24 protein-coding genes and 1 other annotated feature are annotated in these 19249 nt (G+C 51.9%); of the genes, 8 read left to right on the top strand and 16 right to left on the bottom strand.

What is annotated here, in order from left to right:
• Positions 1 to 20 precede the first annotated feature (20 nt).
• The 13 genes from AAHF05_RS09255 to thrS all read right to left on the bottom strand — a co-directional run bounded on the left by AAHF05_RS09255 (position 21) and on the right by thrS (position 11162).
• On the bottom strand, positions 21 to 734 hold the full coding sequence (locus AAHF05_RS09255) for an EAL domain-containing protein (RefSeq protein ID WP_028017230.1): 714 nt from the start codon (positions 732 to 734) through the stop codon (positions 21 to 23).
• A gap of 293 nt (positions 735 to 1027) precedes the next feature.
• Complete coding sequence (locus AAHF05_RS09250; protein ID WP_028017229.1) at positions 1028 to 1492, bottom strand: NlpC/P60 family protein; 465 nt, start codon at positions 1490 to 1492, stop codon at positions 1028 to 1030.
• Positions 1493 to 1566: 74 nt separating this feature from the next.
• The gene (gene btuD, locus AAHF05_RS09245) at positions 1567 to 2322 is read right to left on the bottom strand and encodes a vitamin B12 ABC transporter ATP-binding protein BtuD (RefSeq protein ID WP_108090153.1); all 756 of its coding nucleotides are present in this window, start codon (positions 2320 to 2322) and stop codon (positions 1567 to 1569) included.
• Entirely contained in the window at positions 2322 to 2873 is a 552-nt protein-coding gene (locus AAHF05_RS09240; protein ID WP_028017227.1) for a glutathione peroxidase, read from the bottom strand. The genes btuD and AAHF05_RS09240 overlap by 1 nt, the downstream gene beginning before the upstream one ends.
• A gap of 33 nt (positions 2874 to 2906) precedes the next feature.
• Positions 2907 to 3887 carry a vitamin B12 ABC transporter permease BtuC gene (gene btuC, locus AAHF05_RS09235; protein ID WP_028017226.1) on the bottom strand — a complete coding sequence of 327 codons (981 nt, stop codon included), beginning with the start codon at positions 3885 to 3887 and terminating at the stop codon, positions 2907 to 2909.
• Positions 3888 to 3990: 103 nt separating this feature from the next.
• Positions 3991 to 4290, bottom strand: coding sequence for an integration host factor subunit alpha (gene ihfA / locus AAHF05_RS09230; RefSeq protein WP_003857805.1), 300 nt, complete (start codon positions 4288 to 4290; stop codon positions 3991 to 3993).
• A gap of 4 nt (positions 4291 to 4294) precedes the next feature.
• Positions 4295 to 6682: a phenylalanine--tRNA ligase subunit beta gene (gene pheT / locus AAHF05_RS09225; RefSeq protein WP_129324518.1), complete on the bottom strand. Its 2388-nt coding sequence runs from the start codon at positions 6680 to 6682 to the stop codon at positions 4295 to 4297.
• Between the two features lie 15 nt (positions 6683 to 6697).
• Positions 6698 to 7681: a phenylalanine--tRNA ligase subunit alpha gene (gene pheS / locus AAHF05_RS09220; protein WP_010426091.1), complete on the bottom strand. Its 984-nt coding sequence runs from the start codon at positions 7679 to 7681 to the stop codon at positions 6698 to 6700.
• 62 nt (positions 7682 to 7743) lie between these two features.
• Positions 7744 to 7868: a sequence feature (Phe leader region), on the bottom strand.
• Entirely contained in the window at positions 7819 to 7863 is a 45-nt protein-coding gene (gene pheM / locus AAHF05_RS09215) for a pheST operon leader peptide PheM (protein WP_001386830.1), read from the bottom strand. Its footprint overlaps the feature before it by 45 nt.
• A gap of 117 nt (positions 7869 to 7985) precedes the next feature.
• Positions 7986 to 8342, bottom strand: coding sequence for a 50S ribosomal protein L20 (rplT, locus tag AAHF05_RS09210; protein ID WP_000124850.1), 357 nt, complete (start codon positions 8340 to 8342; stop codon positions 7986 to 7988).
• Positions 8343 to 8392: 50 nt separating this feature from the next.
• Entirely contained in the window at positions 8393 to 8590 is a 198-nt protein-coding gene (gene rpmI / locus AAHF05_RS09205; protein ID WP_001124225.1) for a 50S ribosomal protein L35, read from the bottom strand.
• A 97-nt stretch (positions 8591 to 8687) separates the two neighbouring features.
• Positions 8688 to 9230 (bottom strand): translation initiation factor IF-3, encoded by a 543-nt coding sequence (gene infC / locus AAHF05_RS09200; protein WP_023616141.1) that lies wholly within the window; start codon positions 9228 to 9230, stop codon positions 8688 to 8690.
• A 3-nt stretch (positions 9231 to 9233) separates the two neighbouring features.
• Complete coding sequence (thrS, locus tag AAHF05_RS09195; protein WP_129324517.1) at positions 9234 to 11162, bottom strand: threonine--tRNA ligase; 1929 nt, start codon at positions 11160 to 11162, stop codon at positions 9234 to 9236.
• A 216-nt stretch (positions 11163 to 11378) separates the two neighbouring features.
• On the opposite strand from thrS, the gene yncL reads away from it, so the two are divergent.
• Both yncL and yniD read left to right on the top strand, forming a co-directional pair.
• Positions 11379 to 11579 carry a stress response membrane protein YncL gene (gene yncL / locus AAHF05_RS09190; protein WP_317615653.1) on the top strand — a complete coding sequence of 67 codons (201 nt, stop codon included), beginning with the start codon at positions 11379 to 11381 and terminating at the stop codon, positions 11577 to 11579.
• 98 nt (positions 11580 to 11677) lie between these two features.
• Positions 11678 to 11785 carry a small membrane protein YniD gene (yniD, locus tag AAHF05_RS09185; RefSeq protein WP_008500658.1) on the top strand — a complete coding sequence of 36 codons (108 nt, stop codon included), beginning with the start codon at positions 11678 to 11680 and terminating at the stop codon, positions 11783 to 11785.
• An 80-nt stretch (positions 11786 to 11865) separates the two neighbouring features.
• Here the strand turns inward: yniD and AAHF05_RS09180 are convergent, their stop codons facing one another.
• Positions 11866 to 12624 carry a YdiY family protein gene (locus AAHF05_RS09180; protein ID WP_028017222.1) on the bottom strand — a complete coding sequence of 253 codons (759 nt, stop codon included), beginning with the start codon at positions 12622 to 12624 and terminating at the stop codon, positions 11866 to 11868.
• 295 nt (positions 12625 to 12919) lie between these two features.
• Here AAHF05_RS09180 and pfkB point away from each other — a divergent pair, with 295 nt between their 5' ends.
• The 3 genes from pfkB (at position 12920) to AAHF05_RS09165 (ending at position 15212) form a co-directional block, all read left to right on the top strand.
• Positions 12920 to 13852, top strand: coding sequence for a 6-phosphofructokinase II (gene pfkB / locus AAHF05_RS09175; RefSeq protein ID WP_374936469.1), 933 nt, complete (start codon positions 12920 to 12922; stop codon positions 13850 to 13852).
• Between the two features lie 103 nt (positions 13853 to 13955).
• A complete protein-coding gene (gene ghoS / locus AAHF05_RS09170; protein ID WP_129324516.1) occupies positions 13956 to 14246 on the top strand; it encodes a type V toxin-antitoxin system endoribonuclease antitoxin GhoS in 291 nt (96 codons plus the stop codon).
• Between the two features lie 105 nt (positions 14247 to 14351).
• A complete protein-coding gene (locus AAHF05_RS09165) occupies positions 14352 to 15212 on the top strand; it encodes a fructosamine kinase family protein (protein ID WP_129324515.1) in 861 nt (286 codons plus the stop codon).
• A 37-nt stretch (positions 15213 to 15249) separates the two neighbouring features.
• Here AAHF05_RS09165 and AAHF05_RS09160 read toward each other — a convergent pair whose 3' ends face one another.
• Complete coding sequence (locus tag AAHF05_RS09160; RefSeq protein WP_129324514.1) at positions 15250 to 15786, bottom strand: YniB family protein; 537 nt, start codon at positions 15784 to 15786, stop codon at positions 15250 to 15252.
• A gap of 148 nt (positions 15787 to 15934) precedes the next feature.
• Here AAHF05_RS09160 and hxpB point away from each other — a divergent pair, with 148 nt between their 5' ends.
• The 3 genes from hxpB to AAHF05_RS09145 all read left to right on the top strand — a co-directional run bounded on the left by hxpB (position 15935) and on the right by AAHF05_RS09145 (position 18817).
• The gene (gene hxpB, locus AAHF05_RS09155; RefSeq protein WP_129324513.1) at positions 15935 to 16606 is read left to right on the top strand and encodes a hexitol phosphatase HxpB; all 672 of its coding nucleotides are present in this window, start codon (positions 15935 to 15937) and stop codon (positions 16604 to 16606) included.
• Between the two features lie 101 nt (positions 16607 to 16707).
• Complete coding sequence (locus AAHF05_RS09150) at positions 16708 to 17298, top strand: metal-dependent hydrolase (RefSeq protein WP_129324512.1); 591 nt, start codon at positions 16708 to 16710, stop codon at positions 17296 to 17298.
• A gap of 127 nt (positions 17299 to 17425) precedes the next feature.
• Complete coding sequence (locus AAHF05_RS09145) at positions 17426 to 18817, top strand: L-cystine transporter (RefSeq protein WP_028017216.1); 1392 nt, start codon at positions 17426 to 17428, stop codon at positions 18815 to 18817.
• Positions 18818 to 18864: 47 nt separating this feature from the next.
• On the opposite strand, the gene cedA is transcribed toward AAHF05_RS09145, so the two are convergent.
• Positions 18865 to 19104, bottom strand: a complete 240-nt coding sequence (gene cedA, locus AAHF05_RS09140) for a cell division activator CedA (protein ID WP_024909438.1) — start codon at positions 19102 to 19104, stop codon at positions 18865 to 18867.
• Positions 19105 to 19249 lie beyond the last annotated feature (145 nt).

Here is a 19249-nt window from a genome sequence, read left to right as displayed (position 1 = left end):
AACACGGGTGAAAGAAAGGGTTATCGCTGAACCAGCGTGGTGACGTGCTCTGCACTGACCGCTGGCCAGAGCGCTCCCTGCATCGCACCGACGTTAAAGGACAAGACACGTTGCAACAGGTTGTGATCGTCGATTCCGGCTACGATGACAGACTGGCAATGGGGTGTTATCTGCCAGAGAATTGCACGCATAAAAGGTTCAAAAGAGAGCTCCGATGCACGCTGCTGAATGAACCCTTTGTCGATGATCACCCGTTTAAATAATCCATCATAGACGGCTTTGAGGGATGCTGCGCCTGCACCAAAGTTTGCCAGAACCAACGGGAAATGAATCGCCATTCTTGCCAACTGGAGATCGTCTTTTCCGTTATTTAAACCTGGATAGTTCTCATTAACAGTAAACTCAATAAACGGATAACGCTCAAGGATTGAAACAGCGTTTCCATTGCTTAATAAAAACTCAACAATAACAGGTGTAATATTGATCCATGCAATTAACTGATGCTGAATAAAAAACAGTTTGCAGGTATCAAGCAATTGCAGTTTCTCGTTAAACAACGCTAACTCTTCTGTCGCTGTAAGACGAGGGATAACGAGGTCAGTGGGGATCCTTACATCAGTGCCGACGCCAGTAAAGTTAACCAGAACCTCTAAACCTTTAAGCTCACCTGCACTATTACGGGCAGGCATGAACAATAGTTCAGACTGGTAAGCATTATCTAGCGTAATTATCATTGCACTCGCCCCGCATTAAAGATGAGAGAGGACATCCTGGAGCAATTGCCGACACAATTCCACTGTCTTGATTTTAATAAGATTAATTTCATTAGTTCCGTATTAATTTTCAGATTTATCCCTGAATCTAAAATAATCTTATCCTGGTTACTGAATAATAGCCAGTTTTAGATAAAACAGACACATGCGGGCTTAGCTAATTTTAGGTAAATTTAACTTTAATCATCTTATTTGCGAAAAAACGGCATGATTTATTCGCTACCATGCCGTCATAAAGACACATCCGGGGCAGACTAAATACGTCGTGCTTGCCAGAAGTTTTTACGCCAGTACACATTATCGAGAGAAGATCGCATCACTCCGCGGCTGGTCGAGGCGTGAATAAACTGATTGTCTGTATCATAAATTCCAACGTGAAGACCGCTTTCACCCGACCCGGTTTTGAAAAACACCAGGTCTCCAGGCAGAAGCTCATCTTTATCAATTTCAGTCCCTATTTCTGCCTGCTTGCGCGTTTCGCGCGGAAGCTGTAAGTCAAACTTGTCGCGGAACGTCATCAGGACAAAACCAGAACAATCTACACCGCCACGGCTCATGCCGCCATAGCGATAAGGCGTACCGCGCCAGTTGCTCAGCTGATCGTTGAGGCTGGCAATGACGGTGATAGAATCTGAAAGCCGCGGGTTAGGCGGCGGCGCACGATGGCTACTGCATCCCGCGAGAAATAACGCTGCCATCAGGAGAAACCAGAATCGCATTTTCAGACGAATCCTCTGCTTTTTTTGTTCTTTTCGTAATTTAGCGTGCAATTGTGCTAACAGGCAAGAAACGGTTACTCCTGCCCGGTAGAAATCAGCATCTTATGTCCCTCTATATCCAGCCTGCGGAAAGACATATTGTACGCAAGGGCAAGATTTGGCGGCGTAAGAACCTGATCCCGCGTCCCGCTGGCGATCATCTTTCCACGTGACAGCAACCACACCCGGTGGGCATGCCGCAAGGTATGGTTGAGGTCATGACTGCTCATTACCACGGCGATACCCTTTCGGCTCAGACTACTTAACAGCGAATCCAGCGCCGCCTGCTGCGCCACATCCAGACCGCTCATCGGCTCATCCAGAAGCAGCATCCGCCCGTGAGGGTTACCTGCCGGGTGAATCTGAACAATGACCGCCGCCAGGCGCACCCGCTGCCATTCTCCGCCGGAAAGCTGGCTGGCGTGCCGGGACAGTTTATCTTCTAGCCCCAGGGCCGCAGCCACTTCAGTCAGCAGTGCCGTATGTTGTTTGTCGTGCAAATGCAGCATCAGATAATGCCAGACAGGCATCGCAAAAGGGGGCATTTGTTGCTGCACAAGGTAACTGCGCCGGTGCGCCAGCGAGACCGGCGACCAGTCGGTTAGAGTATGCTCCAGCAGCGATATCTGCCCTTGCCCGGAGGTTAGCCCCGCCATACGGGCCAACAACGTGCTCTTCCCTGCGCCGTTGGGCCCAACAAGATGCAGGATCTCTCCCGCATTGAGGGTACCGGTTATCGGCTCCAGACGTCCCTTCTCGGCAACGTCCGTGAGCTGCATCAGCAACGACATTATTTCGCCAGCGCCAGCTTGATAGATTCCATGACAATCGGATCTTCAGGCGTCATATCCGGCGAAAAACGCTGAACCACCTGGCCATCACGACCAATCAGGAATTTTTCAAAGTTCCACAGAATATCATCCGGGTAGAGCGGTGCCCGACCTTTGCTCGCCATACGTTCATAAAAGCCGCTGCCTTCTGGCGCAACGGCTGTCGGCGCGGCAGCAATCAGCTTCGCATACAGTGGATGGCGATCTTCGCCGTTAACATCAATTTTGCTGAACAGCGGGAACGTCACACCGTAGGTCGTACTACAAAACGTTTTGATCTCTTCTTCGCTTCCCGGCTCCTGGCCCAGGAACTGGTTGCAGGGGAAACCCAGCACGGTGAAACCGTCTTTCTCCCACGCTTTCTGAATGTTCTCCAGCTGCTCGTACTGTGGCGTCAGGCCACATTTGGATGCCACGTTGACGATCAGCAATACATTGCCTTTGTAGCCTTCCAGCGTGGTGTTATCGCCATCAATGGTGGTCACTTTGGTGTTCAGGATATCTGACTGCATAGCATTCCCTCTGGTTGTCTTACGGATCGTGATTTAACGTCCGGCTTTTAATAGTAGCCAGATAAATACCGGCGCGCCCAGCGTGGCGGTCACTACACCAATGGGCAGTTCCGCGGCTGTCAGGGCAAGCCGGGCGATGATATCGGCCACCAGCAGTGTTACCGCCCCGGCGACTGCCGAGGCCGGAAGTAAGGTTCGATGGTCGGTGAGGCCACACAGGCGAAGCATATGCGGAATAACCAACCCGATAAAACCAATCGCCCCCGCCAGCGCCACGCTGACCCCCACCAGCCAGCCAATGGCAATAACCAGCACATTACGCCAGAACACCAGTGGCATCCCGAGCTGGCGAGCGGATGTTTCACCCAGCGCGAGCATGTTGAGTGGTTGTGCCTGCATGGTCGCCCACAATATGACCGGGATCAGAAGAACCATCAGCCAGCCCTGGTGCCAGTCCACGCCCCCAAAACCGCCCATCATCCAGTACATCAGCTGACGCAGGTCAAAAGAGGTCGAGAAGTAGACCGCCCAGGTCATCAGCGCGCTACAGATGATACCCAGCGCTACCCCGGCAAGCAGCAGACGGCTGGTCGACAAGTGCCGTCTGGCGAAACGCAGGAGAATGAGCGTTATCAGCAATGCGCCAGTAATGGCGCTCAGGCTGATACTCCACCCGGAAAGTGCTCCCCCGCCAAGCATGACGGCCGCTATCAGCCCCACGCCTGCGCCGTTCGATACGCCGAGCAGCCCGGGTTCCGCCAGCGGGTTGTCGAACAATGCCTGCATAATGGTGCCGCAGAGCGCCAGTGCAGCCCCCACCAGGATCACCGCCACGGTGCGCGGCAGACGTATTTGCCAGATGAAGATCTGCCCGTCAGGGCTCATCCAGCTTTCAGGCCCTATCCATCTGTCGCCCGCACACAGGCTTATGCCGGCGGCGACAACAAGAAGCAGCACCAGCAAAAACAGGCGACGTTGATCGGAACGGTGCTGGCGATAGGCGTAATCAAGCATGTGTACAGTTTTATTGACGTAAGATGTAATTGATTTTACGGCGGGTTTGCCAAAGAGCGCAAAGAAAAAAGGCCGCGTGAGCGGCCTTTTTAGTTAGTTCATATTACTCTGCTTTGGGCGTTGCGTTTTCGACACGGCTTTTTAACTTCTGGCCGGGTCTGAAGGTCACCACGCGGCGAGCTGTAATGGGAATATCTTCCCCCGTCTTCGGGTTGCGGCCCGGACGTTGGTTTTTGTCTCGCAAATCAAAATTGCCAAAACCGGAGAGTTTTACCTGTTCACCATTTTCCAGAGCACGACGGATCTCTTCGAAAAACAGCTCTACCAGCTCTTTGGCATCCCGTTTGCTAAGCCCAAGCTTATCAAACAGATATTCTGACATTTCAGCTTTTGTAAGCGCCATAGGTTCAATCCCTCAATGATGCCTGGAATCGCTCTTTTAATGCCTCTACACATTTGGCGACGGTAGCGGCAATCTCCTCTTCTTCGAGTGTACGGCTGGTATCCTGAAGGATAAGGCTGATAGCAAGGCTCTTGAAACCTTCTGCTACGCCCTTGCCGCGGTACACGTCAAATAAGTTTACGCCAACTACCTGATTTACGCCAACTTTCTTACATTCGGCCAAAATATCTGCTGCGGGCACATTTTCCGCGACCACAACCGCGATATCACGGCGGTTCGCCGGGAAGCGTGACACGTCCTGCGCCTGAGGAATGACGCGGTCTGCAACCGGGTTCCACTCCAGCTCGAACACGATGGTACGGCCATTCAGATCCAGTTTACGCTCCAGCTCAGGGTGAACAACACCAATGAAACCAACACGTTTGCCGTCTAAATAAATGGCTGCACTTTGCCCCGGATGCAGTGCCGGAATGGCTTCTGCACGGAATTCAATTTCAGATAATTTACCGGTCAGATCGAGAATTGCTTCCAGATCGCCCTTCATATCGTAGAAATCAACCGTCCCTTTCGCCAGATCCCAATGCTCTTCATAGCGGTTACCGCTGATGGCACCAGCCAGCATAAGATCCTGACGGATGCCTAAATTTGCCTGATTATCCGGTACAAAGCGCAAACCGCTTTCGAAAATTCGCACACGGTTTTGCTGGCGATTCTGGTTGTAAACAATCGTACCCAGCAGCCCCGTCCACAGAGACAGACGCATCGCGGACATTTCGCTGGAGATTGGGCTTGGCAGGATCAGCGCTTCCTGGCCCGGATGGATCAACTGCTGCAGCTTCGGATCAACAAAGCTGTAGGTGATCACTTCCTGGTAACCTTTATCATTGAGCATGGTTTTCACACGCTTCAGAGACAGGTCAGCTTCACGGTGGGTGCCCATCACCAGACCCGCCTGTACAGGCTCATCAGGGATGTTGTTGTAGCCGTATACGCGAGCCACTTCTTCCACCAGGTCTTCTTCGATCTCCATGTCGAAACGCCATGATGGCGCAACGGCCTTCCATTCGTCCTGACCTTCGGTGACTTCACAGCCCAGGCGCTTCAGAATGTCGGTGACCTGCGCATCGGCAACGTGGTGCCCAATCAAACGATCCAGCTTGCTGCGACGCAGAGTGATGGTTGCGCGTTTTGGCAGAGTGGCTTCGTTTGTCACATCAATAACCGGGCCAGCTTCGCCGCCGCAGATATCGATCAGCAGGCGGGTCGCGCGTTCCATCGCTTTGTACTGCAGCGCCGGGTCAACGCCGCGCTCGTAGCGGTGGGAGGCATCGGTATGCAGGCCGTGACGGCGTGCGCGACCGGTGATGGAGAGCGGGCTGAAGAAGGCGCATTCCAGCAGGACGTTTTGCGTCTCGTCGTTCACGCCTGAGTGCTCGCCCCCGAAGATACCGCCCATCGCCAGCGCTTTGCCATGATCTGCAATCACCAGGGTATCAGCGTTCAGTTTTGCTTCGCTGCCGTCCAGCAGAACCAGGGTTTCACCCTCTTTCGCCATACGTACAACAATTCCGCCTTCGATACGATCTTTATCGAACGCGTGCATTGGCTGGCCAAGCTCCAGCAGAACGTAGTTAGTGACGTCAACAACCGCATCAATGGAGCGAATACCACAGCGACGCAGTTTCTCTTTCATCCACAGAGGGGTTGGCGCTTTAACGTTAATGCCTTTCACAACACGCCCCAGGTAACGCGGGCACGCATCGGCGGCTTCAACCTGAATTGGCAGAGTGTCGGTAATGGTTGCAGCTACTGGCGTGATGTCTGGTACGTTCAGCTCAACCTGGTTCAGCACCGCAACATCGCGCGCTACGCCGATGATACCTAAGCAATCAGCACGGTTTGGCGTGACGCTGATTTCAATGGTGTTGTCATCAAGCTTCAGGTATTCACGGATATCGGTGCCAATTGGCGCATCCAGCGGCAGCTCAATGATGCCATTGTGATCGTCGGAAATACCCAGTTCGGAGAACGAGCACAGCATGCCTTCAGACGGCTCACCGCGCAGCTTAGCCGCTTTAATTTTGAAATCGCCCGGCAATACCGCACCAACAGTTGCCACAGCAACTTTCAGCCCCTGACGGCAGTTTGGCGCACCGCAGACGATATCCAGCAGGCGCTCGCCGCCCACGTTCACTTTTGTTACGCGCAGTTTGTCTGCATTAGGATGCTGGCCGCATTCAACTACTTCACCTACGACCACGCCATTAAAGGCACCTGAAACCGGCTCAACGCCGTCAACTTCCAGGCCAGCCATGGTGATCTGGTTAGAAAGCGCTTCGCTGTCCAGCGTGGTGTTCACCCATTCGCGTAACCACAGTTCACTGAATTTCATTGTTCTGTCCTGCCCTTATTTAAACTGTTTGAGGAAACGCAGATCGTTTTCGAAGAATGCACGCAGATCGGTCACGCCGTAACGCAGCATGGTCAGACGCTCCATGCCCATACCGAACGCAAAGCCGGAGTAAACTTCCGGATCGATGCCTACGTTGCGCAGTACGTTTGGATGCACCATGCCGCAACCCAGCACTTCCAGCCATTTGCCGTTTTTACCCATCACGTCAACTTCCGCAGACGGTTCAGTGAACGGGAAGTAGGACGGACGGAAACGAACCTGCAGATCTTCTTCAAAGAAGTTATTCAGGAAATCGTGCAGCGTGCCTTTCAGGTTGGTGAAGCTGATGTTTTTATCAACAATCAGGCCTTCCATCTGGTGGAACATTGGCGTATGGGTCTGATCGTAATCGTTACGATATACACGGCCCGGCGCGATAATACGGATTGGCGGTTCCTGATCCTTCATGGTACGGATCTGAACGCCGGAAGTTTGGGTGCGCAGCAGACGCGTGGCGTCGAACCAGAAAGTGTCGTGGTCAGCGCGTGCCGGATGATGGCCAGGAATGTTCAGGGCATCGAAGTTGTGATAATCATCTTCAATTTCCGGGCCAGTCGCCACGGTAAAGCCGAGCTCACCGAAGAAACTTTCAATGCGATCGATGGTGCGGGTAACCGGGTGCAGACCGCCGTTTTCGATGCGGCGACCCGGCAGAGAAACGTCGATAGTCTCTGCAGCCAGACGCGCATTCAGCACTGCACTTTCCAGCTCAGCTTTGCGTGCATTCAGCGCCTGCTGTACCTGCTCTTTGGCTTCGTTAATTACCGCCCCCGCTGCCGGGCGTTCTTCTGGCGGCAGTTCACGCAGGGTTGTCATTTGAAGGGTCAGGTGCCCTTTCTTACCAAGATATTCGACGCGGACATTGTCTAACGCGGCAACATCTGAGGCCTGATTAATGGCGGCTGTTGCACTGGCAACCAGCTCTGCGAGATGTGACATGATTTTCCTCATTATGTCGGTGCAGACACCGATTTGGTGGAGTTATTCTCTCAAATTCAGGCACAAAAAAAGCCTCCATCGGGAGGCTTATCTGGCGCTGTTTTTCGTTTCATCTTTCACGCGCTAGCCTCCTGAATTCAGGTGCTAAAGTAAAAGAAGAAGCGGAAAATAGCAGCATTCATGCTTGCGTTACCTTGTGTGGTAAATACCGTTAAGACCTTATTGAAAAGGTTGCACCGGTAAAAGTCAATCTTCTGATGGTGTTAAATGAAAAGAGGGAGCTAAGCCCCCTCTCTCAACTGGCTTATGCCAGTGCTGCTTTCGCTTTTTCGACCAGAGCGGTGAACGCTACTTTGTCGAATACTGCGATGTCAGCCAGGATCTTACGGTCGATTTCAACAGAGGCTTTTTTCAGGCCGTTGATGAATTTGCTGTAAGAAATACCGTTCTGACGTGCTGCTGCGTTGATACGCGCAATCCACAGTTGACGGAACTGACGCTTACGCTGACGACGGTCACGGTAAGCGTACTGACCTGCTTTGATAACAGCCTGGAAGGCAACGCGGTATACGCGTGAACGCGCACCGTAGTAGCCTTTAGCTTGTTTCAAAATTTTCTTGTGACGTGCACGTGCAATTACACCACGTTTTACGCGAGCCATGTGTGCTCTCCTGTATCTATTCTAAGTTAAAAAAGTTAAACGTTAACGACTTATGCGTACGGCAGGCACGCGATTACCAGGCCCAGATCGCCTTTAGAAACCATGGCTTTTGGACGCAGGTGACGTTTACGCTTGGTAGCTTTCTTAGTCAGAATGTGACGCAGGTTAGCGTGCTTGTGCTTAAAACCACCTTTACCGGTTTTTTTGAAGCGCTTAGCAGCACCGCGTACGGTCTTAATTTTTGGCATCTTAATAACTTCCACTTCGCATTGTTAAATAAACGAAACATAGGCGAACAAAACCTATGAAACCCGAAGGCTCCACAGATTTTGCTGCTTGAAGGCCTTACTGTTTCTTCTTAGGAGCGAGCACCATGATCATCTGGCGGCCTTCGATCTTCGTAGGGAAGGATTCGACTACTGCCAGTTCACTCAGATCGTCACGGACGCGGTTAAGCACTTCCATACCAATCTGTTGGTGGGCCATCTCACGACCGCGGAAACGCAGCGTGATCTTGGCCTTATCGCCATCTTCCAGAAAGCGAATCAGGCTGCGGAGTTTTACCTGATAATCGCCATCGTCGGTACCAGGACGGAATTTGATTTCCTTAACCTGGATAACTTTTTGCTTTTTCTTCTGTTCCTTAGAAGACTTACTCTTTTCATAAAGGAACTTGCCGTAGTCCATGATACGACAAACTGGCGGTTCGGCGTTAGGGCTGATTTCAACTAAATCTACTCCAGCTTCTTCAGCCTTTTCGATTGCTTCTCTCAGACTCACAATCCCCAGCTGCTCGCCTTCCAGACCTGTTAAGCGAACTTCCTGGGCGCGAATCTCGCCATTGATACGATTCGGACGTGCCGTTTGAACTCGTTTTCCGCCTTTAATACCTTATTCCTCCAGTTGTTGAAGACTGCGGCTGCGAATCTCTTGTTGCAGCTTCTCAATCACTTCACTTACGTCCAGGCTGCCCAGGTCTTTACCACGGCGGGTGCGAACGGCAACTTTGCCTGCTTCCACCTCTTTATCACCACAGACCAACATATACGGGACACGACGTAAAGTGTGCTCGCGGATTTTAAAGCCAATCTTCTCATTTCTCAAGTCTGCTTTTACGCGAATGCCCGCATTTTGTAGTTTCTGCGTCAATTCTTTAACGTAATCCGCCTGAGAATCGGTAATGTTCATCACCACGACCTGCACTGGCGCAAGCCAGGTTGGGAAGAAGCCGGCGAACTCTTCAGTCAGGATGCCGATGAAGCGCTCCAGAGAACCGAGAATTGCACGGTGAATCATTACCGGTACCTGACGCTCGTTGTCTTCGCCAACATAAGAGGCGCTTAAACGCTGCGGCAGGGAGAAGTCCAGCTGTACAGTACCGCACTGCCATGCGCGATCGAGGCAGTCATACAGGGTAAATTCAATTTTCGGACCGTAGAATGCGCCCTCGCCCAACTGGTATTCGAACGGAATGCCGTTCTCTTCCAGCGCCACGGCGAGATCCGCTTCTGCGCGATCCCAGGTCTCATCGCTGCCGATACGTTTTTCCGGACGCGTTGAGAGTTTGACCACGATCTTCTCGAAGCCAAAGGTGCTGTACATATCGTAGACCATACGAATACAGGCGTTAACTTCGTCACGTACCTGATCTTCCGTACAGAAGATATGCGCATCATCCTGAGTAAAACCACGAACACGCATCAGACCATGCAGCGCACCTGATGGCTCGTTACGGTGGCAGCTACCGAACTCTGCCATACGCAGCGGCAGGTCGCGGTAGGACTTCAGACCCTGGTTGAAGATCTGAACGTGCCCCGGGCAGTTCATTGGCTTAATGCAGTATTCACGGTTCTCGGAAGAGGTAGTGAACATCGCATCTTTGTAGTTGTCCCAGTGGCCGGTTTTTTCCCACAGCACACGGTCCATCATGAACGGGCCTTTTACTTCCTGGTACTGGTATTCTTTCAGCTTGGAACGAACGAAGGTTTCCAGTTCACGGAAAATGGTCCAGCCGTCGTTGTGCCAGAACACCATACCCGGCGCTTCTTCCTGCATGTGGTACAGGTCAAGTTGCTTACCAATTTTACGGTGGTCACGCTTCGCGGCTTCTTCCAGACGCTGCAGATAAGCATTCAGCGCTTTTTTATCGGCCCATGCGGTCCCATAGATACGCTGCAACATCTTGTTGTTGCTGTCGCCACGCCAGTAGGCGCCTGCGATTTTCATCAGTTTGAAGTGATGACAGAAGCGCATATTCGGCACGTGCGGTCCACGACACATGTCGACGTATTCTTCGTGATGGTACAAGCCTGGCTTGTCATCATGGGAGATGTTTTCATCAAGAATAGAGACTTTATAGTTCTCGCCACGCTTCACGAAGGTTTCACGCGCTTCGTGCCAGCTGACTTTCTTCTTGATGACGTCATAGTTCGTTTCGGCGAGCTCGTGCATACGTTTTTCGAGCGCGTCGATATCTTCCTGAGTCAGGGTGTGATCAAGGTCAACGTCGTAGTAAAAACCGTTGTCGATAACCGGACCGATCGCCATTTTAGTATTTGGCCACAGCTGTTTGATGGCATGACCTAACAGGTGTGCGCAGGAGTGGCGAATGATCTCCAGACCGTCTTCGTCTTTCGCTGTAATGATGGCAAGCGTTGCATCATTTTCGATCAGATCGGAAGCATCAACCAGCTCACCGTTAACACGGCCAGCGATGGTCGCTTTCGCGAGTCCAGGGCCGATGTCCAGAGCAACATCCATTGGGCTAACAGCATGGTCGTAATGGCGTTGGCTGCCATCAGGAAGAGTAATTACAGGCATTTTATATCCTTATTTGCAGTGATGCCCCACACATAAGAGCATATACAAAGAAAATAATCGTGATTTGACAATAGATTACGACACCATCTGACCAACAATCGTCAAATTGGTTCGTCATCATTCACCCGCAGAAAAATCAGATAACGTCCGATTTACGGCAAGCCTTGCAATGTTAACACTAACAAAAGGGAGATTGCACCCTCTGCTGGCAGATTGATGTGCTGGCACTTTCGCATGAATTTGCAGGTTGCATACCCCTGGTGCTCGCATTCCAGAGATGCTGGGCTACTCTTGAACAGGTCATTAAACCCAAAGGTGCATACCATGAACGTATCCAGTAGAACGGTTGTGATATTGAACATCCTTTCAGCCACAGGTTTATTGTTAATTCTCGCCGAACGATTCCACTGGTTCTGAGCCTCACCTAAGCGGGTATAACCTAATCGCGCCCTGCGATGGGGCATTTTTCTGCCCTGTTTGATAGACTATGCGTATCAAGGAACAAGGATTAGGTTATGCCAACAAAACGATTTGCCGTAAAACACTGGAAAATGGTGCTGGTGCTGATAGCCATCTGCGGCGCTATGCTGTTACTGCGTTGGGCGGCAATGATTTGGGGCTAGAGGCGAATAGTCGTCATCAGAAAGTACGTCAACAGGCCTTAGATGTAAAACGGGCCGACATCTTCATCGGCCCGCCATTATTACATTCTATAACCCAGTGAAACTGTGGTTCTGCGATCGGTATGATCCGGTGCAGTTTCTGGCGGTGAAGAGTTCCAGGTCACGTTGTAAGCCACTTTCAGACCAAAGTGTTCGTTGATAGCCACGTTCAGTGCTGTCTCGGAGTTCAGCGTCGTATCGTCGGCACCAAATACTGAAACACCCTGGGTAAATTTGGTGTTGTCGGTCATCTGCCAGGCATAGGTACCGGAAGCGTAACCGAGCGGTTGAGTTTTGGTATCGCCATCGGTGTACTCGTCATAACGTACACCAGGACCGAATTCAAAACGGAAGCTATGTACCGGGCCATTCAGGAACTGACGACCATAACCCGCGGTGAATACATCACGCTGACGATAACCGTTGTAACGGTCAGTCAACCAGCTTGCCTGACCAAACAGGTAGTCATAGTCAGTCATGTTGTAGCGGCTACGTCCGCCTACCGCATATTTCTCGGAAGAGCGTTCATCATTAGCGGAAGTGTTGCTGGCATTTCCCCACAGAGACCATGCGGTGGTGTTACCGTACCAGGTGAGCGTACTGTCCGCTGTCAGAGAGGAGCTTTTCGTGTTACCGGATTGTGCCAGGTACCCGGCGTTCAGGTTACCTTCAAACGGTTTTTTCGCGGTGGTGGGATCGTCCATGACAGTAAAAACGGTATCATCGGCGCTCGCGTTCATTGCCACAAACACGCCACCCGCCAGCATCAGTGCAGCGGGTACTGTCTTCAAAAGCTTCATTTTATTAAGGAGTCCGTACAACAAAAAAAGAGACCACACGGTCCCGGAATCTTTCTTGAGGATCAATGACAAGGCGTCCAGAGAAAGGTAACAAATTATAAAAAGCCGCAAATAACATAGCAATGTTTTCTTATTTCATTTTTTGAATAAGAACGATCTCAAATTGCGTTTTATTTTATATATCCCCAAAATGTTATTTCATCCCTATTCATATTTAAAATCATACTGTTATTTACATTGCCTTCCTGATAAATGGTGCCAGACTAATAAGAACCCATACTAAAAGGAGGTAATGATGGTTTCTATCTACACTCTGACGCTCTCCCCTTCCCTTGATTCCGCCACCCTGACGCCCCAGATTTACCCGGAAGGTAAATTGCGTTGCACGCCCCCTGTCTTTGAGCCAGGCGGCGGCGGTATCAACGTGGCGCGCGCGATTACGCACCTCGGCGGTAAAGCGACAGCAATATTCCCCGCAGGGGGAGCCACCGGTGAACACCTGATCTCTTTGCTGGCAGATGAGCATGTTGCCGTAGAGACAGTCGATGCCAAAGACTGGACACGACAAAACCTGCATGTACACGTGGAGTCAAGCGGAGAGCAATACCGTTTTGTCATGCCAGGCGCAAAGCTCAGTGATGATGAATTTCGTCAACTGGAAGAGAAAGTGCTGGCGATAGAAAGCGGTGCACTGCTGGTAGTGAGCGGCAGCCTGCCACCCGGCGCGAGCACGGAAAAATTAACAGCGCTCATCCGGGCTGCACAACAACGCGGGATCCGCTGCATTGTCGACAGCAGCGGCGATGCCCTGCAGGCTGCATTAGTGCCAGGCAATCTTGAGCTGGTTAAACCCAACCAGAAAGAGTTAAGTGCACTGGTCAACCGCGAACTGACACAACCAGATGATGTTCGCACCGCCGCACAGGAGTTGGTGCGCAGCGGTAAAGCGCGACGCGTCGTGGTTTCACTTGGTCCTCAGGGGGCGCTGGCAGTCGATGAATCGTCGTCCGTTCAGGTTGTGCCACCCCCAATGAAAAGTCAGAGTACAGTGGGTGCCGGTGACAGCATGGTCGGTGCAATGACGCTGAAACTGGCGCAGGGCGCATCACTGCTGGAAATGACACGCTACGGTGTGGCGGCGGGGAGTGCTGCAACCATCAACCAGGGCACGCGTCTCTGTTCACTGGCCGATACGCAAAAAATCGTTGATTACCTGTCACGCAATTAACACCCGTTCCCCTTCTTTATGGAGGGGAAATTCACATCGTAGTCGCCAAACACAGACTATCGACTATGCTAAGAAAACTTTCATGATAACAATGAGGTGAATTATGAGCAGTGGTGACATCACCCGCTACGTTGTAACCGTCAACCTTCATGAAGCATCGCTCACCGAGCTGAATGAGCTCAACAACGCGTTCACCCGGGCTAATTTTCTCCTCACGCTCACGGATGACGAGGGCAATGTTCATGATTTAGGCACGCTGACATTCGGCATAATCAGTCCCCTGAGCCAGGAAGAGGTACATGCGCTGGGCACCAGTCTGGTGGAAAGCGTGACTGACAAGCCTGCCGAAATTGACGTGGAAACCTGGGAAAGCTGGGAGAAAAAAGAACAATAAGTGCCCTGCATGAATTTAAACCGCTCAGGTGTGCGTTAGTTCGTATTTTTTTACCGCAATTATGCGCTAACTTTATGATCTGGCAGACAACATGGGAGAGACAACATGTGGCAGGCTATCAGTCATCTTTTAAGTGAACAACTGGGTGAAGGTGAAATTGAACTGCGTAACGAACTGCCAGGCGGAGAGATCCACGCCGCGTGGCATTTACGCTACGCTGGACGCGACCTTTTCGTTAAATGTGATGAGCGGGAACTGCTTCCGATCTTTACCGCCGAAGCTGACCAGCTGGAACTGTTGTCGCGCAGTAAAACGGTGACGGTCCCACAAGTTCTGGCCGTGGGGAGTGACCGAGACTACAGCTTTCTGGTGATGGAATATCTCCCAGCCCGTCCGTTAGATGCCCATAATGCTTTCATTCTCGGCCAACAGTTAGCGCGCCTGCATCAATGGAGCGACCAGCCGCAGTTTGGTCTCGATTTCGACAACGATCTCTCCACTACCCCACAACCTAATTCCTGGCAGCGTCGCTGGTCGACGTTTTTTGCTGAGCAACGCATTGGCTGGCAACTTGAGCTGGCCGCAGAAAAAGGGCTGGAATTTGGCAATATAGATGCCATCGTTGAGCACGTTCAGCAGCGTCTGGCATCCCACCAGCCTCAGCCTTCTTTGCTACACGGCGATTTATGGTCAAATAATTGCGCGCTAGGCCCTAACGGCCCCTATATTTTTGACCCGGCCTGCTACTGGGGTGACAGAGAATGCGATCTGGCCATGTTGCCGCTGCATCCGGAACAGCCACCGCAAATATACGATGGGTACCAGTCGGTTTCCCCCCTGCCGCCCGGTTTCCTCGATCGCCAGCCGGTGTATCAGCTTTATACGCTGATGAACCGAGCCATCCTGTTTGGCGGGGAGCACCTGGTCAACGCGCAGCGGGCCCTTGAACGTATACTTGCCGCGTGAAGGCAGATAAGGGTGGCTCTTTCGCCACCCTTATCTGTTACAGAAAACCGAGCAGCGAGAAGAAGAAGTATCCCGCCACAATGATGATCACCGGGAGGATATAGAGCGGGAAAATTTGCAGAAAAATGGTATGACGCGGCACAACAATGCGGGATTCAATCTGCTCCCGACTCATCCCTTCCGGGCCTTTAGCCTGCTCCAGAATTAACTGATCCTCAACCCCTTCGCGTAGAAAGCGCGTCTGACGACTCATTCGTGCGCCAGAGGCCTGCAATGCGAGGGCGATAAAGATCAGTGCGTAAATGCCCCAAAAGCCGATATTCAGTTGCTGATGAAAATCCGGGGTGGGTGAGTTGAACCAGAAGACATTCAAGAATGGTGTGTTAAAACGCATCATCTCAATCATGACATGCGCAAAATCAAGCATTACCGCATTAATACCCGGCTGTTTTTCGCTGTGATCGTACATAAATTTCAGTACAGAGATCAGCGTAGAAATGACAGCTGGAATAAAAATCGCCCAGCCAGCAATACGTTTTAAGACCGCGATGCGTCCAGCTTGTTGATACGTCATCAGTTCCTCTTCATAAAGACGCGTTATTTGTGCCTAAGTCTACCTGCTGGTCATCAATTTCGCCCGATCTTTAAAGGCAATATGCTAAATTGCAGGTTGTGCTTAGCACTTATCGTCTGTCGAACACCCTGGATAAGGAGACGTTGTGATGTCGACACCGCGCCAAATTCTTGCCGCAATTTTTGACATGGATGGATTACTGATCGATTCCGAACCGTTGTGGGATCGCGCCGAACTGGACGTCATCGCCAGCCTTGGCGTAGATATCAGCCGCCGTAATGAACTTCCAGACACGCTTGGCCTGCGCATTGATATGGTCGTCGATCTGTGGTTTGCCCAACAACCGTGGGTTGGCCCGGATCGTGATGAAGTGACCGCACGCATTATCAGCCGCGCCATCTCGCTGGTCGAAGAGAACATGCCGTTGCTGCCTGGCGCACGTGAAGCCGTCGCGCTGTGTAAAGCTCAGGGGCTGAAAGTCGGTCTGGCCTCTGCTTCACCGCTGCATATGCTGGAAAAAGTGCTCATCATGTTTGAACTGCGCGACAGTTTCGACGCGCTGGCATCAGCGGAAAAATTGCCTTACAGCAAGCCGCACCCGCAGGTCTATCTGGACTGTGCCGCTAAGCTGGGTATTGATCCGCTCAACTGCGTTGCGCTTGAAGACTCCGTAAACGGTATGGTGGCATCGAAAGCCGCACGTATGCGCTCCATTGTGGTGCCCGCTGAAGAAACCCGCCACGATCCCCGGTTTGCCCTTGCCGATGTGAAGCTTACTTCACTGGTCGGGTTGACGACGCATCACCTGCAGGGCGGTTAATGCCTGCGTTGGGTTTGTGACAAACAGTTACACCGTCACCTCTTCCGCCTACTGTATAAAAACCCTATACTGTATGAATTGACAGTTTTGTGGGTTTTATCATGACGGCGGAAGGCCACCTGCTTTTTTCTATTGCGTGCGCAGTATTTGCCAAAAACGCTGAACTTACCCCCGTGCTGGCGCAGGGGGACTGGTGGCATATTGTCCCTTCCGCCGTATTGACCTGTTTGCTGCCCGACATTGACCACCCCAAATCCTTTCTTGGGCAACGCCTTAAGTGGGTATCAAAACCTATCGCTCGCGCGTTTGGTCACCGGGGATTTACGCATAGTCTGCTGGCCGTGTTCGGCCTGCTGACGTTCTTCTACTTAAAAGTGCCCGAAAGCTGGATTGTCCCTGCGGATGCCATCCAGGGGATGGTGCTGGGCTATTTAAGCCATATTGTCGCCGATATGCTAACGCCTGCGGGCGTGCCGCTGCTTTGGCCCTGCCGCTGGCGTTTCCGTTTTCCCATCCTTGCACCGCAGAAAGGTAACCAGCTTGAGCGCGTATTGTGCATGGCACTGTTTGCCTATGCTGTCTGGATGCCGCAAACATTGCCCGAAAACAGTGCAGTCCGCTGGTCTTCCCAGATGATTAATTCGCTGCAATTTCAGTTCAATCGTTTTATTCATCACCAGATTGAACAGTAAACAGACAAAACTATCTCATTTGTCATAACCCATTCCATTTGGATATAAGCGCTACATCACACTTCTGCTAACCTTCCGCCAACAGGATCGGTAAAAACCGACCCCATAATAAATCAGGAGAACGGGGATGAATTTTCCACTCATCGCGAACGTCATTGTGTTCGTTGTATTGCTATTGCTTCTCGCGCAGGCGCGCCACAAACAGTGGAGTCTGGCGAAAAAAGTACTGGTTGGTCTGGTCATGGGTGTTGTATTTGGTCTGGCATTACAGGCAATTTATGGCTCCGACAATCCAGTTCTGAAAGATTCCATTCAGTGGTTCAACATTGTTGGTAACGGCTATGTTCAGCTGCTGCAGATGATCGTTATGCCACTGGTGTTTGCCTCTATTCTGAGTGCCGTTGCCCGACTGCATAACGCGACCCAACTGGGGAAAATCAGCTTCCTGACCATTGGTACGCTGCTGTTTACCACGCTGATTGCGGCGCTGGTAGGTGTACTGGTCACCAACCTGTTCGGCCTGACTGCCGAAGGGCTGGTTCAGGGCAGTGCTGAAACAGCGCGTCTGACCGCGATTCAAACCAACTACGTGGGTAAAGTGGCGGACCTGACCGTTCCGCAAATGGTGCTCTCCTTCATTCCGAAGAACCCGTTTGCTGACCTGACCGGCGCCAACCCAACCTCCATCATCAGCGTGGTCATTTTCGCCGCGTTCCTGGGTGTGGCGGCACTTAAACTGCTGAAAGACGATGCACCAAAAGGTGAACGCGTGCTGACCGCTATCGATACCCTGCAAAGCTGGGTGATGAAGCTGGTTCGTCTGGTGATGCAGTTAACCCCTTATGGTGTTCTGGCGCTGATGACCAAAGTGGTTGCGGGCTCTAACCTGCAGGACATCATCAAGCTGGGTAGTTTTGTGATTGCCTCTTATCTGGGCCTGGGCATTATGTTTGTGGTGCACGGTATCCTGCTGGGTGTGAACGGCGTTAGCCCGCTGAAATACTTCCGCAAAGTCTGGCCGGTGCTGACCTTCGCCTTCACCAGTCGTTCCAGCGCCGCGTCTATACCGCTGAACGTTGAAGCACAGACCCGCCGTCTGGGCGTGCCTGAGTCTATCGCCAGCTTCTCTGCCTCTTTTGGTGCCACCATCGGTCAGAACGGTTGTGCAGGTCTTTACCCGGCGATGCTGGCGGTGATGGTTGCACCAACCGTGGGTATCAACCCGCTTGACCCAGTCTGGATTGCTACACTGGTAGGGATTGTGACCATAAGTTCCGCAGGCGTTGCAGGTGTCGGTGGTGGCGCAACCTTCGCCGCGCTGATCGTGCTGCCGGCTCTGGGTCTGCCGGTGACGCTGGTTGCACTGCTGATCTCCGTTGAACCGCTGATCGACATGGGGCGTACCGCGCTGAACGTAAGCGGCTCAATGACGGCCGGTACGCTGACCAGCCAGTGGCTGAAGCAGACTGACAAAGCGATTCTGGAAAGTGAAGACGACGTCGAACTGGCGCACCGTTAAACACTGATAATTAAAAAAACCGCCTGATGGCGGTTTTTTTATGGCTGTTACTCTTCAACCTCTTCATCCTGGCGGATCTGCATCGCCCACCGTTGCGCGGATTCCGGTACTGTAAAAGTCGGGGAACGACGGAAATGTTCACCGATCAGCACAAACGCCACATATTTACCGCGTAACAGCCAGACATCACGAAAACCCTCCACTTTCAGGGCATGATCCGGCGGCGCGGGTTCAACGCGGGGCACATAGCTAATAACCTGGCGGTTTTGTTGGCGAAGAGGTTTCATAAGCGACTGGTTCACTAAAGCAAATTCTTGAAGCAGGAAAATTCTATGATAGCCGATCCTGCTACCTTCCGTCGCGCCCCGAGTGGGTGAGATGGCTTCTTTCGCTAATGACGGCATGTGAAAACTCTTAGTTAGCAAACCATCT

The sequence above is a fragment of the Enterobacter adelaidei genome, from assembly GCF_041937165.1.
Classification (GTDB): Bacteria; Pseudomonadota; Gammaproteobacteria; order Enterobacterales; family Enterobacteriaceae; genus Enterobacter; species Enterobacter adelaidei.
Note: the sequence above shows the minus strand (reverse complement) of the source record. Positions and strands in the feature narration are given on the sequence as shown.